This is a genomic window from Enhydrobacter aerosaccus, from assembly GCF_900167455.1.
GTDB lineage: Bacteria > Pseudomonadota > Alphaproteobacteria > Reyranellales > Reyranellaceae > Reyranella > Reyranella aerosaccus.
This window is the reverse complement of the sequence record NZ_FUWJ01000014.1, coordinates 109,580-124,871: the sequence shown is the minus strand read 5'-3', so window position 1 is coordinate 124,871 and position 15,292 is coordinate 109,580. Positions and strand designations below refer to the sequence as shown.

Here is a 15,292-nt window from a genome sequence, read left to right as displayed (position 1 = left end):
GTAAGCGTCCGGCCGGGGCCGTGGGCTGACTGATGCGGTCGTCAGGTTACTGACGGGCCATCCGGGACGAGCCTGTCGCGGAGGTTCCAGGGCAGGAGTTCGGCGACGCGGTTGATCGGATGTTCTGCGATGATGCCGAGCACGCGCCGCAGATACGCTTCGGGATCGACGCCATTGAGCTTGCAGGTTTCGATCAAGCTGTAGATCGCGGCGGCAGCGGCGCTATTGTCGATCTCCAGCCGGCCGTCGTCGCGATAGCGACAGAGCTGGGTCACCGCCTGGCGCTCGGCCGGGCTGTGCCCGCGGATGCCCGCCTCGATGTCATAGAGGGTGCCGATGCGTTGGAGCGCCTCCTGCGCAAGCTCGGAGCCGTTGTCGACGTACAGGTCGTGGAACTTGCGCCGAGCATGGGCCCAGCAGGCGACCTCGACGATCTCATTGCCGTAGAGCCGGTTATAGCCGGCATAGCCATCCGCCTGCAGGAAGCCCCGGAACACCCGCAGATGGTCTTGCGGGCGCTCCCCCTTGCGGTCGGCGGAGTAGCGGAACAGAACCGACGGCGACGCGCTGTCAGCCGCGGGACGGTCATCGCGCACGTACACCCACAGCCGGCCGGTCCTGGTCCTGCCATGCCCCGGCGCCAGCACCGGCACAGGGGTGTCGTCGGCATGCAGCTTGCCGGGTTGGAGCGTCTGCTTCGCCAACGCCTCGACCAGTGGCTGCAGCAGGGCGCTCGTGCTGCCCACCCAGTCCGCCAGCGTCGAGCGCTCAAGCGCCACACATACTTGGCCACAAGCACGTGAGCGATCAGGCCGGGGCCTGCCAGGCCGCGACCAATCGGCCGCGACGGTGCTTCGCTCTGTACGATCCGGTCGCAGCGCGAGCACGCCAGCTTCGGCCGAACATGCCGGACCACTCGGAAGCTCGCCGGCACGTACTCCAGCATCTCCGAGGTGTCGTCGCCCAGCCGCCGCATCGGGCCGCCGCAGTCCGGGCACGTGCAGGCTGGCTCGTGAACGATCTCCTCGCGCGGCAGATGGTCGGGCAGCGGCCGCCGTCCCGGATCAGCGATGCTGCGCTCCGGTTCGCTTGCTGCAATACGTGATGACGAGGTCTCTTCCAGATCCTCGAGCTGCAGCTCCAGCTGCGCGATCTCGCGCTCGATCTTCTCCGATGAGCGGCCGAACTGTTGCCGGCACAGCCAGGTCAGCTGCGCCTTCAGCCGCTCGATGATGCCATCCCGCTCGGCCAGTGCCGCGCGCTGCTTCAGCACCAGCTGGCGCAGCTCCTCGGCACTCTCGGGCAGGTCATCGGCTCCAAGCACGCCGCAATGCTAACGTCCCGCTGGGCCATGGGAACAGCGATGAGCCCCCGCGAGTCGTTGTGCCGCATCGGCCTTCGCTAAAGCTTCAGCCGACTCGGGCGGAGTAACCTCCGCCCCAGTCAGCCGGGCTTCTCCGGACGCCAGGTCCGTTCCGGCCGGCGCCAGTCGATGCCCTCCAGAAGCATCGACAGCTGCGCCTCACTCAGCGCTACCGTCGCGCCGCTCGATGCCTGCGGCCACACGAAGTGGCCGCGATCCAGTCGCTTGCTGAACAGGCAGTAACCGTCGCCGCTCCACCACAGCACCTTCGCCAGATGCCCGCGACGGCCTCGGAACACGAACAGGTGGCCATTGAACGGATCCTCGCCCAGGACCGTCTGCACCATGCCGGCAAGGCCGTCGAAGCCCTTCCGCATGTCCGTCGCGCCCGTCGCCAGCCAGATCCGCGTCCCCGACGGCAAGCCCATCATCGCCGCAACGCTCGTAACACCCGCTTCAGCCTTTCTTCATCGACGCCACCTTCGACCCGCACGCGCACACCGCCTGGCAGCTCGATCTCGATCCGGCCACCCCTCTCCATCTTCGGCGGTGCCTCTATCGCCCTCGGCATCTCCGTCGCAACCGTCACCGCCGTGAACCGCACCGTCGCGCCCAGCAGCGAGGCCGCCTCCTGGCGACGCCAGTTGTGGATCAGGCTGCGCGTGATGTTGTGCCGCAGCGCTACCTCCGGCACCGTTGCTCCTGGCGCCGAGGCCTCCGCAAGGATCGCCTTCTTCGCCTCCGCACTGTAGCGTCGGCGTCGCGACACGCTCCGAGCCGCTAACGCACTCCTGTCACGCACAGGCCTGACATTCGTCTCTTCCGATCTGTTCACCCTGCCATTACTGCCACCGCCCAGCGGCAGCTCAAGGCGGCCAAGATCGGACGGTTACCATTTCACGATAGACAGATACACCGCTTCACCGTGATCGTAAGACCGTATGTCCGCTGAGCCGAGGTGGCTCGTCCTACACTGCGCTTTCGAGGGTTACTCAGAGCGGCCGAGTCGATCCTCACCGCAGGAGGACGAGCCGTGGTTCATTGTAGCGAGGTCTTGTCGGGATCGGTGTGGCGAAGGCGCGGAACGCGATTGCTGTAGCTGATGGGGAAAAGCCCATCAGCTTTCGAGACATAGAAAGAAGGCGGCCTATCGGCCGCCTTCTGCAAGACCAGTTTAGGTTCCGACTGCTACTGAAGGACGATTACGACGCGGCGATTCTGCGGCTCGCGGACGCCGTCGGCAGTCGGGACCAGCGGATCGGCCTCACCCTTGCCGATCACCGAGATCGCCGTGGCCGGCACGCCGTCTCGCACCAGAGCGTCCTTGACCGCGTTCGCACGACGCAGCGACAGCGCCATGTTGTAGCTCTCCGGGCCCGACCGGTCGGTGTGGCCGGTCGCGGTGATGCGGGCATTGCCCTTGGTCTTGTAGGCGTCAGCCGCCTGCTTGATCGTGTTCAGGGCCTGCGGCGACAGGTTCGCGCGATCCCAATCGAAGAACACCATGTAGGACGGAGCCTGGACCGGCGGCGGAGCCGGCGGCGGAGCCTGCTCTGGCGCGCCGAACTTGTAGACGACGCCTGCGAGCGCCAACAAGTTGTTGTTTGGATAACTGACACTGAACCCATTAATGTTCACACTTGGATTTGTCGTACCGACATATCTGCCTTCCAAGCTCAAGCGCCATTGACTATCGATATTGTAGGCGAGACCGACCATACCCTGGTAAGCGAACTGGGTACTGCCCAACGCGGAATTGCTGTCGACAAAGGCGATACCCAGACCCGCACCGATATAAGGTGTAATAACCGAAGCCGGCATGAAGTCATATAGAGCGTTTGCCATGACCGTCAGCTGGCCGACTTTGTTCGTCAGGGCCGTTCCAGGAATATTCACATTGGTCGGAATCTGCCCGTATCCGACTTCGAGCTCAGCGCGAGGCCCAACGAAATCGTAACCCAGCTTGCCGCCGACTGCCCAACCTGTCCACGTGCTGACAGTCGAGCCCGTGCTAGTCGTTGCTCCGAGATTCCAATTCAGGCCGCCACCCGCGCCAAGATAAAAGCCCTGCTGAGGACTAATAGTCTGCGCTTGAGCGCACAGCGGCAGCGCCATCAACGCACCGCCAAGAAACATTACCTTCTTGATCATGTGTATTTGTCCCCCAAATGGATGGAACACTGAACGCGATGCTTTACGCAGGGCATCAATACCACGACTTCGAGCCAGACTGGTATTTCTTTGCCAAAGATTAAGCACACCCCCTGTAAGAGGCATTAATGATGGTGCAATTTTGCAACAATCCATCTTGCCGACGCGCCGTAAGGCAGTCCCAATACCTATTGCGCACACCAATTCTATAGAAACTACCAGATTAAGCGCCACCCAATTCCGCAGTTACTACCCATTAACTCGCAGAGGCCTAGAGCTGAGCCCCTAATCGTAACAGGACCTGATTATCGTCGTAGCTCAAGCCCACTTGGTTCGAGGTTCGATGCACAAACTGGTAGGTGGGACCCACAAAGAAGTTCGGCGTAGGTGAATAGACGACGCCGCCTCGTATCGTGAAGTACTGGTCATAGCGACCAGCCGCGCCCGCCACAGTTTGGTAGTCGGCTATCGAATAATCAGCATGACCATCGAGCCGAATGTTGGGGCGAAAATTATAATTCACGTCGAGTCCGCCGCTCGTATTCAGATAAGCGGAAGCAGTCGTGAGTGAGCTGTCGTCGATGGTGCGCCGTACATATGGCTTGACCAGCAATTCCCTAGTAGGGCTCCAATACCCCGTCAATCCGAAGGTTGGTGCACGAATGTTTGAAAATGCAGGATCGACATAGTCCTGTTGGACGTAACCTGCGAAAACCTCGAACGAAGTAATAGTGCTCACCGCAACGGCGAATCCTCCCACAATGTCGAATCCGGAGGAATTGCGAAACAAGCCGGAAGAGTCTGGGTTATTGGCATAGCGACGCTGATTCAAGTCACCGCGAGTCCAGATCTCATAGCCCGGCAAAAATTCATATCCAAGACGAAGGCTCTCTCGCAGCTCAATACGATTACGATCAGTATTGATGATGACCCCTTGAGCGGGGCCCTGTCCGTTATTGTTGTAGTCGTATGCATCCATTCGACCGTCTAGCCTCGTCCGGAAACGGCCGAACTCCTGATAGTAGCCAGCATTGGCCGAGTACTGATTGTATTGGCTAATTTGAAAGACCCCGATCGGGCTGTTCGGGGTACCCAACGCCTCATGATTGTGGCTGTAAGAAAGGCCGCCATAGGCGTTCGATCCCTTCGTTATGTCGAAGCGACCATCGGCCCCTGTGGCAACATCCTGATAGTTCTGACTTGCTGCAGCTGAATAGAATGCAAAGGCACCCCGCGCATACATATTCAACATATGCTGGGACCATTGGGAGCGGAGTTCGATGCTCGGTTTGATAATTTGAATAAAACTACCGGTCTTTCCGCTGGACGACGGCGCTGCGAAAATATTGTCATCGAAGACCTCGTTGAGCTCGAGCGACGGGAACATAAGAAACGAACCAACGCGCATTCCCTGCGCATTGTAGTTTTCTGCGGCTCGCTCCTTCGGCGTCAAGTTGTCCTGCCCGGGTGGCGGCGCAACGCGCTGCTCTGCTGGAATTTGTGAGGTCGTGCCCGAGGGGACCTGAGCGAAGGCGTTGCCGGCGCAGGTCGCCCCCAGTAGCACGGCCGTAAGCCATGTGCAGAAGCATGGCGACATCGTAACCAGGGGAATGGCCTGTGGGACGTTGGACAAACGAGGTTCGGAAGACCCTTGGTGGAGCATCAACGGTTCCTTGCAGTTGGTAGTCCCGAAAGACTCTCTGTTGGTCGATACAGGAAACAAACTAGGTCTGCGGTCGGAGGCTCAAAGCAACGCCCGCGCCCAAGGCGCAATTTGAATTGTGCTCCAAACCGAGGCGTTTGACATCCTCCACTAGCCATCGCGATGCGACGTCGTGAAGTCGAGTGTCACTTTAGTGACTTTCAATGCAATATGGGTCAAACTTCCCAACACTCATTCGAGAATCGGATATGAAGGCAATGGCGATGAAAATGGGAGGGAAGGTATCTCGCTCTATCTCAGTTATTGGCTTGGGCTATGTCGGCCTTCCGGTTGCGACTACCTTTGCCAAAGCCGGCGTATCGGTCATCGCTTTCGACATCAGTGCCAGTCGGATCGAAGAACTCTCGAATGGCCATGACCGCACAGGAGAGGTACGAAGCGACGACCTCAAGGCGCCAGCGTTACTATTCACAGCGCAAACGGACGATCTGAAGCGTGCCAACTTTCACATCGTGACGGTGCCAACACCCATCGATGCCAGCAAACAGCCAGATCTGGAGCCTCTGAGAACGGCCTCGGCAACGATTGGTAACGTCCTCAAAAAGGGCGATATCGTAGTGTACGAATCGACCGTTTATCCCGGGGTCACCGAGGAGATCTGCATCCCTGTGCTCGAGCACGCCTCGGGCTTGAAATGGAAGAACGACTTCAACGTCGGTTATTCACCTGAGCGAATTAATCCCGGCGATAAAGAGCGGCGGTTCGACAACATTCTCAAGATCGTTTCAGGCGACACGCCAGAGACACTTGATGTCGTTGATGAGGTCTATAGCAGCGTCGTGAGCGCGGGGACCCATCGTGCCGCCTCGATCAAGATTGCAGAGTTCGCCAAAGTTCTCGAGAATACGCAGCGCGATATCAATATTGCTCTCATCAACGAGATAGCGTTGATCTGCGATCGCTTGAGTATAGATACTCAGGACGTTCTGAGGGCAGCCGGAACGAAGTGGAACTTTTTGCCTTTTCGCCCTGGCTTAGTAGGCGGGCACTGTATCGGCGTAGATCCGTTCTATATTGCTCACAAAGCTGAGGAAGTAGGTTACCATCCGCACGTCATCCATTCTGGCCGCCGTGTGAACGACAGCATGGGCTTTTATGTCGCCAACCGCGTGGCGCGAAACATCATGCGCCGTCCGCATGATGGCCAACCTCTGGTGACAATATTGGGCGTAACCTTCAAAGAGAATGTGCCCGACATCCGGAATACTCGCGTCATCGACATCGTGCACGAGCTCGAGGATTTCGGGATCGGTGTGCAGCTGCATGATCCGATGGCCGACGGCACGCTCCTGCAGGAGGAATACAAGCTGTCGTTGACCCCGCTCGAGGCGCTGAAGCCGGCCAATGCTGTTGTGGTCGCGGTGGCGCACCACCCCTATCGGGAGCAGGGCTGGACTCTGGTCAAATCCCTCTTGAAGCCAGGCAATGGTTTCGTGGCCGACGTCCCCGCCCTTCTGGACCGTTCGTCCGTTCCGGAGGGCGTGACGCTCTGGCGACTGTGACCTCGCCAGCCCGGCCCATCTTCTTCATCCTTAATCTGCCGTCGAGATGAAACGGCGATCGGACTCGCGCAGCACGAGACAGGTCAATCGACCACTGGCAAAAGCGCCGGTATCGATATTGATCCGGCCCCTCCGATCCTGTGGCCTGTCGCAGATCGTGTGCCCATGCACCACTGTGTACTCTGGCAGAGGATTGCGGCTGTTCAGGAAGGTATCGCGGATCCACAGCATGTCGGTCGCATTCTGCTGCTCCAGCGGCACGCCCGGCCGGACTCCGGCATGGACAAAGATATAGTCGCCGGTCCGATGATAAAGCTTGCAGCTGCGTAGCAGATTGGTATGGCGGCCGGGCACGCAGGATATCAGGGATAGCCGCAACGAGGCCATGACGTCGCTGTTCTGAGGCGCGCCGCGCAGCGGGACACCATAGGACATCAGCGTTTCCAATCCGCCGAAGGCCAGCCAATCCCGCCCGTCGCTTCGGCCATCGAGGAAGGCCAGGAATGCCTCCTCGTGATTGCCCAGCAGACGGACCGTGGCGAAACCCGGCAGAGGGTCGTCGAGAAGCGCCTCGACGACGGAGCGGCTCTCCGGCCCGCGATCGATATAGTCCCCTAGAAAGATCAAGGTGCGGGCGGAATCTCGCGGATATTGCCGGGCATCCGAGGATATCCGCTGGAGGATATCCTGAAGCAGGTCGAATCTGCCGTGAATATCGCCCACGGCGTAGACGGCCTCTCCCGCCGGAAGCCTTGCCTTCCGGCGCGAAAAAGCGCTGCCCAACAACCACCCGAAAACCATCTGCCAAAGCCTCTTGCGAGGGGCAGTTTACTTCATCTTCGGCACGATCCGCGTCAGCTTGGCGATGCCACCGGCTTCACTCGAAGGGCCATTGGCCGGCGGCGCGCCTCCGCCAGCACCACCGCCATACGCAGCACCGTAATAACCGCGATAGCGCGAGTAGTAGTCGCCATAATCGCCGTACTCATACATCGCGTGCTTGGCCAGATTGACTTTGTTGATGACGATGCCAACGCGATCGGTGACGCTCAGCAAGGCCGAAACCGCACTCTTCACGACATCGCGCGGCGTCTTGGCCCAATGCAGGACGAAGATCGTATAGTCGGCCAGCTGCGACACGATGCGGGCGTCGGAGACGGCCATCACAGGCGGGCTGTCGAGAATGACGAGGTCGTAGCGATCGGCGAAGGTCGCCAACGCCGCCTTCATGGCATGGGACTCGAGCACCTCAGGAGCATTCGGCGTTTCGGCTCGAGCGCAGATATAATCGACGCCGGACGCCTCGTGGCGATGAATGCATTCGTCCAGCGTCTTGGTCCCCATCAGGTATTCGTCGATCGTACCCCCGCGGTCCTTGAGGCCGAGCGCGACGGCGAGCTTGGCCTGGCGCAGATCAAGGTCGACCAGCAGCACGCGGCGCGAGGCGTTCATCTTCGTCAGAAGACCGCCAAGAGCCGCGGAAAAGGTCGTCTTGCCCTCGCCCGGCGTCGAGGACGTGACCGCAATGATGCGGGCCGGCCGGTCGAGATTGCTGAGACTGATGGCCGTGAACACGGCGCGCATCGCCTCTGCCGCCGACGAGGTCGTCCGGTCCACGACCTGCGTGACGATGTTCGCGCGCTGGCCGATGGTGCTCTTCACCAGCGGGATCATGCCCAGCACGGCAACCCCTGTCGCCTTCTCGACCTGCGAAGCGGAGCGGAAGACTCGATCCAGCTTCTCGGCCGCGATGGCGCCGGCCATGCCCAGCAGGCAACCAACAATGAAGGCGGCAAACAGGCCGGTCTTGTACTGGGGCGAAGACGGCGTCGTGGACGGCCAGGCATAGGACAGGATCCGCGCATCGGCGCGCTGGATGTCTTGCTGCTCGCGAAGCTCCTTGAAACGGTTAAGGAAGCTCTCGTAGAGGGCCCGGTTCGATTGCGCCTCACGCTCGAGCTGCTTGAGCTCGGCTTCGTATTGGCTCGTCGCCCCCGAAAGTACCGACGCACGCTCGACCTGGGCCTTCATCTCCTCTTCTTCGGCCTTGGCGGCGTCCAGCTCGGCGCGGATCGCCAGCGTGATGCTCTCCATCTGTTGAAGAAAGCGCGTGTGCACCGCGGCAAGCTCGCTACGCGCCTGGATGAGCTTCGGATGGTTCGGGCCGAATTGGGTCGAAAGCTCCGCGATCTTGCGGTTGAGGTCCAGTTCCTGGGTCCGCAGCGCATTGAGCGTCGCATTGCCGGCAACCTCGGTGATGCCAGCGACCTCGTTCGGATTGAGGCTCGCCTTGCTCAAGGCAACGAGCCGGGCTTCCTTTTCGATGCGCCGCGTCTTCGCTCCCAGATACTTGCTGTTGAGGTCCGAGAGCGTTTGCGTCGATACGCCCCCTTCCGGGCTGCCCGCGAGGCCCTTGTCGCGCCGATAGGTGGCAACTGCCTCTTCCGCGACCTGAAGGTTCCGGCGCAGTTCCGCCAGTCGTTCTTCCAGCCATTCGGTCGCCCGGCGATTGGCTTCGTTCTTATTGTCGACCTGATCGGCCAGATAGACCTCGGCAATTGCATTGGCGATGCGCGCCGACATCGTGCCATCGGGGCTCTCGACGGTAATGACGATGACAAAGGTGCGGCCCAGCAGGGAGACCTGGAGATGGCTCGCGACGGTGGCGATAGCTGCGCGACGAGCCGGATCGCTGTCATCCGACCGTGTCCGCCGGGCAGCCGGTGCTTGTGCTGGACGGGCCGGCGGAGGTGGCGCCAGGAGCGAGGAAACCCCAGAGCGCCACAACTGACGAATGGGATCGAGAGTCGCCTCCAGGAAACCGGGCGGCTTGGTACCGTTGAAATCTGGATTTGAAGCGAGCCCGAGCCGGTCGACGACCCGCCCGATCAGAAACTCGGATTGAATGACTTCGAGTTCGCTCTGGATCGCGCCCATGTTGAGGGTATCGACGCCCGACAGCGCGGGCTCGGTACTCACGACCTTGAACGTCCGGGTATCCAGCATGATCCGGGCCGATGCCTTATAGAGCGGCGTCTGCTGGGCAATGATCAAAGCCATGATCGCCACGGCGACCAGGCCGGCGCCGACGATCAAGGCCTTGCGGCGATTGAGCAGCCGCAGCCATTCCCAGAGCTCGTTGCCGCTATCGGCGACCCGCCCCGCCGGCCCAAGCGCATCTGCTCCCGCCGGAACGTGAGCCAGATCGGCATCGTCGGCGATATGTTCTATCTTTGGCAAAGGTCCCATTTCGTCCCATCCTGCGCCCTCAAGGGTCGCAAAACTCTCGAAACCACCAAGTTATACTTGCAAATTTGATGCTTCATCCCGGCATCCGCCTTGACGCAACACAAATTGCATTTTTTACGCAAATTAGAAATACCTTTCCGGTATGCGAATGAGATCGCCCGGCTCGACCAAGGTATCCTCAGTCACGTATTCCTCCTCGGCGGACTTGGAATAGTATCGTTTGATAGTAATGTGTGACTTGCTGGCCCGACGCGTAAATCCGCCGGCAATCGCCACCGCCTGGATGACGCGCAGGCAATTTACATAGGCGAAGGCGCCAGACCGCTGCACTTCACCGATGATGAAGAAGGGCCGGGTCGTCACAAGTTCGACGCTAAGGCGGGGCGACACCAGATAGCCCCCACTCCGGTATTTTTCCCGCAGCATCTCCTCGACTTCGTTGAGGGTCATACCGGCCACCTGGACTGGACCGATCATGCGCGCCGATATGGCGCCGGTCGCGTTAACCTCGTAGTCGCCCGAGAATTCGGTGTCCTGCAGAACGACGACTCGGATCTTGTCGCCCGGTCCGAGGCGATAATCTCCCCGACCAAGCTTGCAGTCTGCATTCGGCTGAAACGGCGGGCCATTCGTCGGCGCCGGCGCGTTGAATGATACGACGTCGCGATCCGGTGGCATCGGCAACTGGGTCACGCCGGTCGTACGCTCGCAAGCGGCGATGGTGAACAGGGCCGCCGCCGCGAGCCCCATCGCCACTGTCTTGGTGGGCCGCAGCCCGCTCAGGAAGGTCCAAAGACTGTTTCTGTTCTGCACAGTGGTCACCGCTTCGCGATCAAACGTATGGAGAAAATCTCTCGATTATAGACCGGCCCGTTGATCGGGTCTGTCGAGGACGCCGTTGTGTACTCGAAAAAGGGGCCGATCTGTACTTGTGGCCGCAGGGAATAGAGAAATCCGAGCTGTCCCCGCCAGATCGTATCTGTTCGCGGCCCGAAGCCGGAGCCGGGCACTGGAGTATAGTTGGCCGTCATCAACGCGACACCGCCCACCATCGTCCAGGCGTCGTGGATCAGATAATTGAAATCCAGGCCATAATTCGTGGAAATGAAGTTCTGATAGTTGCTGAGGGCCGACTCAGCCACAGAACGCGTGATCGACGGCCGCAAGGTGAGCGGGCCATAACCATTCCACGTTCCCTTGAGTCCATATGTGAAGGCCGATGTCGGGCCAAATTGCTGATAATTTTGGCTCTGATAACCGACCGTGCCCTCGAGCATCGTCACCGGCGAGGGCGTCCATGTCGCACCGACACTCAGGACCTGACCGTTGGAATCGCGCTCCTGATCGACGGAGTTGACCTGGCTAGCATACCGGCGCTGGTTGAGGCCGGGCTGGATGAAGAATGCCAGGTCGTTGAAGACGTCATAGCCGAGGCGAAGCGACTCCTCGTACTCGGTGCGGTTCTGGCTCGACGCAGGCAGACCCGTCGAGGGAATGACGCTGTAGGTGTTGTAGGTATATTGCGTAGCCGTTCCCTTCAGCTCGTAGAAGAAGCGGCTGAAATGTTGAAACAAGCCCAACCCAACCGGGATCGAGTTGACGACGGTCGGTGCCTGCGCGAACGCCACATTGGGCGTTCCGAGCGCCTGTGTCATGCGCTGGAAGCCGACGAGCCAGCGCGCGTAGAAGTCGGTGTAGATATCGATCTTTCCATCCGCCTGGAGCGTGAGGTTCTGATAGTTCTGCGTTGGCGCCGTGAGGTAGAAGCCTGCAATACCGCCCGCCAACAAGTGCAATTCGTGATTCGACCAGTTGGATCGCAAGTCGAATGTCGGAGCGACCGTGGTGTAGAAAGAGCCGGTCGTGCCCTGTGACACGTTCTGGGCAAAGACGTTGCTGTCCGCACCGGTATTCACTTCAAGCTGGGAGTAGAGCCGGAACGAGCCCAGCGTGATCCCCAATTCATCGCCACCAGGTCCCGAGCCGCCCCCACCGCCGATCGACGATTCGACCGGAATGCTTGTCCCGAACGGGGCATTCACGATTGTTGTCGTGTAGGACGGCAGGGATGTGACCTCGTTTACGGGGCCGCCGCCGGTGGTGGTGTTGATAGTGGACGCGCCAACGGACGATCCGGTATTCGACGGAGAGGTGATAGGCGGCAAAACAGTTGGCGGCGTGACCGAACTGTTTGTCGTCGTCGCGGACCTTACCGGCGAACTACCTCCGCCACCCGTAGCGGTTGTAGAGCCCGAAGAATCAGTCGACGTCACATCGGGAACAGGCAACCCAGTCAGCGGATCAATTGGCGATGGAGTCTGCGTTCCCGGCCCGACACTTTGTATGTCGACCGCCTGCGTGCCGACCGACTGCGCCAACGCGGCGCTCACGTCACCAGACAACAGCGCCCATCCCAGAAGCGGCGTCCAGATCCATTGAGTACGGGAGGCGTTAATCGACATGATTGGAACGCGCCATCCAGGCAGAGGTCCGAGGATAGGCTGGACAAATGTCTGCACGGGACGGGGTGGTCTGGAACTTTCGGTTTTTGCTCGTTACCACAGAGAAACCGTGGATCTGATCTGGCAAGATCGGCGCGTCGTCTCCTCGACGACGGCTTGGCTTCGTGAGCAACCCAACGATACGGCACCGCAGATCGACCCGCCGCAGTGAAGAGGCGTGAGGCGCCCAACACTCCGCGTTGAAAGTGCAATTTTTCTATCGATCAGGACCACCACATCCCCCGGAAACGCCGGCGTCCACTTCTTTGCAGCAAATCAGCGGCGTCAACTGCGGGGCACAGCAGCCGGCCCCCAATTCAACAATCTGCAGAGAAAAATACTGAAATGCGTTTCCAAAACCAAGCGGTATTAGACCTCTTGGATTTTGGCAGACCAACGCAATTAACAGTTCCCCATTGTGTAACTATCCCGCAGCAGTTCCTGCCCGGCAGACCGAGTCTGCCAACTCCTCGAGTGCGCTCGCGAACATTGCAGGATCACCGCAAGAAGTGCGCCAATAACGGACCCCGGAAGTGCGGGCAAGCAAGTCCACGTCGGACTCGGCGCTGCCGACGAAAATCAAAGGTCGACCGGACTCCAGGCAGGCATAGATCTTCGACGGCATCACGTAACCGACAAATCGGTCCTTCAACGTGACGAGGTGTGCGTGAGGGGCTCGAAGCAGGCCAGGGAGCCGCTCCAGGGGGACGGGCGCCGACCTGTGGAAGGGCAACTTCTCTTGCGTGAACCGGCGCACCAGCTCTTCTGTCCCCGCTCCAGAGGCACTGAGCCATAACCGGACCCGTCCGGTACCCTCGCGGTGGTGGCGGTGATAGCCTTCGGCCACCGTCTCGACTTCATGAGCGATACCGTAGTTGCCGGAGTAAAGCAGCACGCAGTGCCCAATCAGATCGGCGGGCAGCGGGTCTCCCTGACAGTTGGGCGGAAAGGAGACCGGCGACCCATCCCGGACCAGGGCGATCCGCGCAGCATCTACTCCGGTCGCGCGCAAGCGTCGGAGCTGATCCTCCCCTAGAACCTCGAAAGCATCGACGCGGCGGCGCCAGAAATTGGTCAACGCCAACAAGGCCTGCAAGCCAAGCGAGGGACGCTCTTGCGCAGCGATGAGGCATTCAGGGTGGAAATCTGTGATGCGATAGACGAGCCGCCCCTTCCAGAAGGGCTTCAGGGGCACCAGGAAATGGATAAGGAAGGGCGGCGAGCCCGTAAACAGGATGCCATCGGCCTGCCGGAGACGATCGAAGGCCCCGAAGACGAGTCGCAGATCGGTCCTGATCGTCCACGCCAAACGGCCCGCCAATGAACCGCGCGGCACCGGCCGAGCGGCCAATCGGATCTCCGTAAGCGACCCCTTGCCGATATGACTCTGTACGCGCGAAGCTTCCTTCGACGACAGGCCGAGCAACGTTACCTCGTGCCCCCGCTCCGCCAGCGACCGGGCGCGCATCAGCATGTATTGTCCGACGGCCCCGAAATCCGGCGGAAGCCAGTCGGCTATTATGACCAGCCGGCGCTCGGTCGAAAGGTCGAAGGGACTCTGCGCCAGAAGATCGATCATCGAACCATGCTCTTGCTGGTATTCGTCTGAAGGATGGACCGGTAAAGATCCTCCATTTGCTCGGCCACGGCGGGCCAGCCGTAATGAGCCACGACGTGGTTGCGGCCCGCCTCGCCCATCGCCTGCCGTTTAGCAGGATCGCACAGAATCGCATCCAGACCGGAGGAGATTGCCTGGGGGTTACCCTCCACGACGAGGCCGGCCTTTGCTTCTCGAACGATCTCCGACATTCCCACTTCGCGCGTGACGACAACAGGCAAGCCACGGCGCATGGCTTCGAAGGCGGCCAATCCGAAATTTTCGGACAGGGATGTCATGGCAAATGCGGCGGCATGGGCGAACAACGCTTCCTTGTCCGCGCCATCGACGTGACGGGAGAGAATGGTCACACGGTCGCCGACATCGGCTTGACGCGCCAGCTCCGCCAACATCGCTGCGTGACCTTCACGGTCCCCACCCGCGATGAGCAGTCGCGCCAACGGGACGTACGGCAACGCCGCGATCAAGCGGTCGAGCCCTTTCTCCCAATTGATGCGGCCCAGGGCCAGCACGTAGCCGCCCCCTGAGATTGCCGCAGCAACGTCGGGCGAGATGGTAGCATCGGCCAGCGGCTCAGGATCGTCCACGCCGTGAGGGATGATCCTGACAGGAGGCAAAGACCAACCAAGAGCGCGAAGATCATCGGCCTCGCCGGTAGACGTGGCATGGATCGCCGCTGCTTTTTCGAGATTTCTGCGCTCTATCAGAGCAAGCCAGGCCTCCTTGATGAGGCGGTTTTTCCGTCGGATCAGTTGCGGCGCCAGCATTCCGCGTGGGGATGAGACGTAGGGCACATGCGACGCACGAGCGATATGCGCTCCGGCCCACATCGGCCAGAGATAGATCGCATGCAGATGTACCAGGTCGAACTTCGGCAGGCTGGCCGTCAGGGCGCGATACAGAGGCGGCGACCAATAGAGCCGACGCAGCCAGCGGCTCTGGAAGTAGGTAACCTTGACTCCTTCGAGATCGACAACCTGCCCCAAAGGTACGTCACTGTCTCCGTCACCATCGACGCTGGTCGTGAAGACATGGACGTCGTGTCCCCGGGCCGCGAGCCCTCGACAGAGGGCGTGGACAGAGCGAATAGGTCCGCCATATCTCACCGCAGGCAAATAAGTCGGCACGATATGAAGAAGGCGCAAGAAACGTGGTCCATCCCGGCAAGGGCTTGCAGTTCGCCCG

The 15,292-nt window shown here is 60.5% G+C and carries 11 protein-coding genes and 1 pseudogene; 1 reads left to right on the top strand and 11 read right to left on the bottom strand.

Going from position 1 to position 15,292, the window contains the following annotated elements; all coding sequences use genetic code 11:
• Positions 1-41: 41 nt before the first annotated feature.
• The 5 genes and pseudogenes from tnpC to B5D62_RS29430 form a co-directional block, all read right to left on the bottom strand.
• Positions 42-1,324 (bottom strand): annotated as a pseudogene (gene tnpC / locus B5D62_RS29450) (IS66 family transposase).
• A 119-nt stretch (positions 1,325-1,443) separates the two neighbouring features.
• Complete coding sequence (gene tnpB / locus B5D62_RS29445) at positions 1,444-1,794, bottom strand: IS66 family insertion sequence element accessory protein TnpB (RefSeq protein ID WP_085937657.1); 351 nt, start codon at positions 1,792-1,794, stop codon at positions 1,444-1,446.
• Complete coding sequence (tnpA, locus tag B5D62_RS29440) at positions 1,791-2,132, bottom strand: IS66-like element accessory protein TnpA (protein WP_139374158.1); 342 nt, start codon at positions 2,130-2,132, stop codon at positions 1,791-1,793. The genes tnpB and tnpA overlap by 4 nt, the downstream gene beginning before the upstream one ends.
• A gap of 419 nt (positions 2,133-2,551) precedes the next feature.
• Complete coding sequence (locus B5D62_RS29435; protein ID WP_170921211.1) at positions 2,552-3,514, bottom strand: OmpA family protein; 963 nt, start codon at positions 3,512-3,514, stop codon at positions 2,552-2,554.
• 271 nt (positions 3,515-3,785) lie between these two features.
• Positions 3,786-5,177, bottom strand: coding sequence for an outer membrane beta-barrel protein (locus B5D62_RS29430; RefSeq protein ID WP_085937654.1), 1,392 nt, complete (start codon positions 5,175-5,177; stop codon positions 3,786-3,788).
• A gap of 257 nt (positions 5,178-5,434) precedes the next feature.
• Between B5D62_RS29430 and B5D62_RS29425 the strand changes: the two genes are divergently transcribed.
• Complete coding sequence (locus tag B5D62_RS29425) at positions 5,435-6,739, top strand: nucleotide sugar dehydrogenase (RefSeq protein ID WP_231714985.1); 1,305 nt, start codon at positions 5,435-5,437, stop codon at positions 6,737-6,739.
• Between the two features lie 30 nt (positions 6,740-6,769).
• Here B5D62_RS29425 and B5D62_RS29420 read toward each other — a convergent pair whose 3' ends face one another.
• From B5D62_RS29420 to B5D62_RS33140, 6 genes are all read right to left on the bottom strand, one after another.
• On the bottom strand, positions 6,770-7,540 hold the full coding sequence (locus B5D62_RS29420) for a metallophosphoesterase family protein (protein WP_139374156.1): 771 nt from the start codon (positions 7,538-7,540) through the stop codon (positions 6,770-6,772).
• 27 nt (positions 7,541-7,567) lie between these two features.
• Positions 7,568-9,988 carry a GumC family protein gene (locus B5D62_RS29415; protein ID WP_085937653.1) on the bottom strand — a complete coding sequence of 807 codons (2,421 nt, stop codon included), beginning with the start codon at positions 9,986-9,988 and terminating at the stop codon, positions 7,568-7,570.
• A gap of 123 nt (positions 9,989-10,111) precedes the next feature.
• Complete coding sequence (locus tag B5D62_RS29410) at positions 10,112-10,801, bottom strand: polysaccharide biosynthesis/export family protein (protein ID WP_139374155.1); 690 nt, start codon at positions 10,799-10,801, stop codon at positions 10,112-10,114.
• Between the two features lie 5 nt (positions 10,802-10,806).
• A complete protein-coding gene (locus B5D62_RS29405) occupies positions 10,807-12,450 on the bottom strand; it encodes an outer membrane beta-barrel protein (RefSeq protein WP_085937651.1) in 1,644 nt (547 codons plus the stop codon).
• A gap of 463 nt (positions 12,451-12,913) precedes the next feature.
• Entirely contained in the window at positions 12,914-14,068 is a 1,155-nt protein-coding gene (locus B5D62_RS29400) for a glycosyltransferase (RefSeq protein ID WP_085937650.1), read from the bottom strand.
• Positions 14,065-15,213, bottom strand: a complete 1,149-nt coding sequence (locus B5D62_RS33140) for a glycosyltransferase (protein ID WP_231714987.1) — start codon at positions 15,211-15,213, stop codon at positions 14,065-14,067. The genes B5D62_RS29400 and B5D62_RS33140 overlap by 4 nt, the downstream gene beginning before the upstream one ends.
• Between the last annotated feature and the right edge of the window lie 79 nt (positions 15,214-15,292).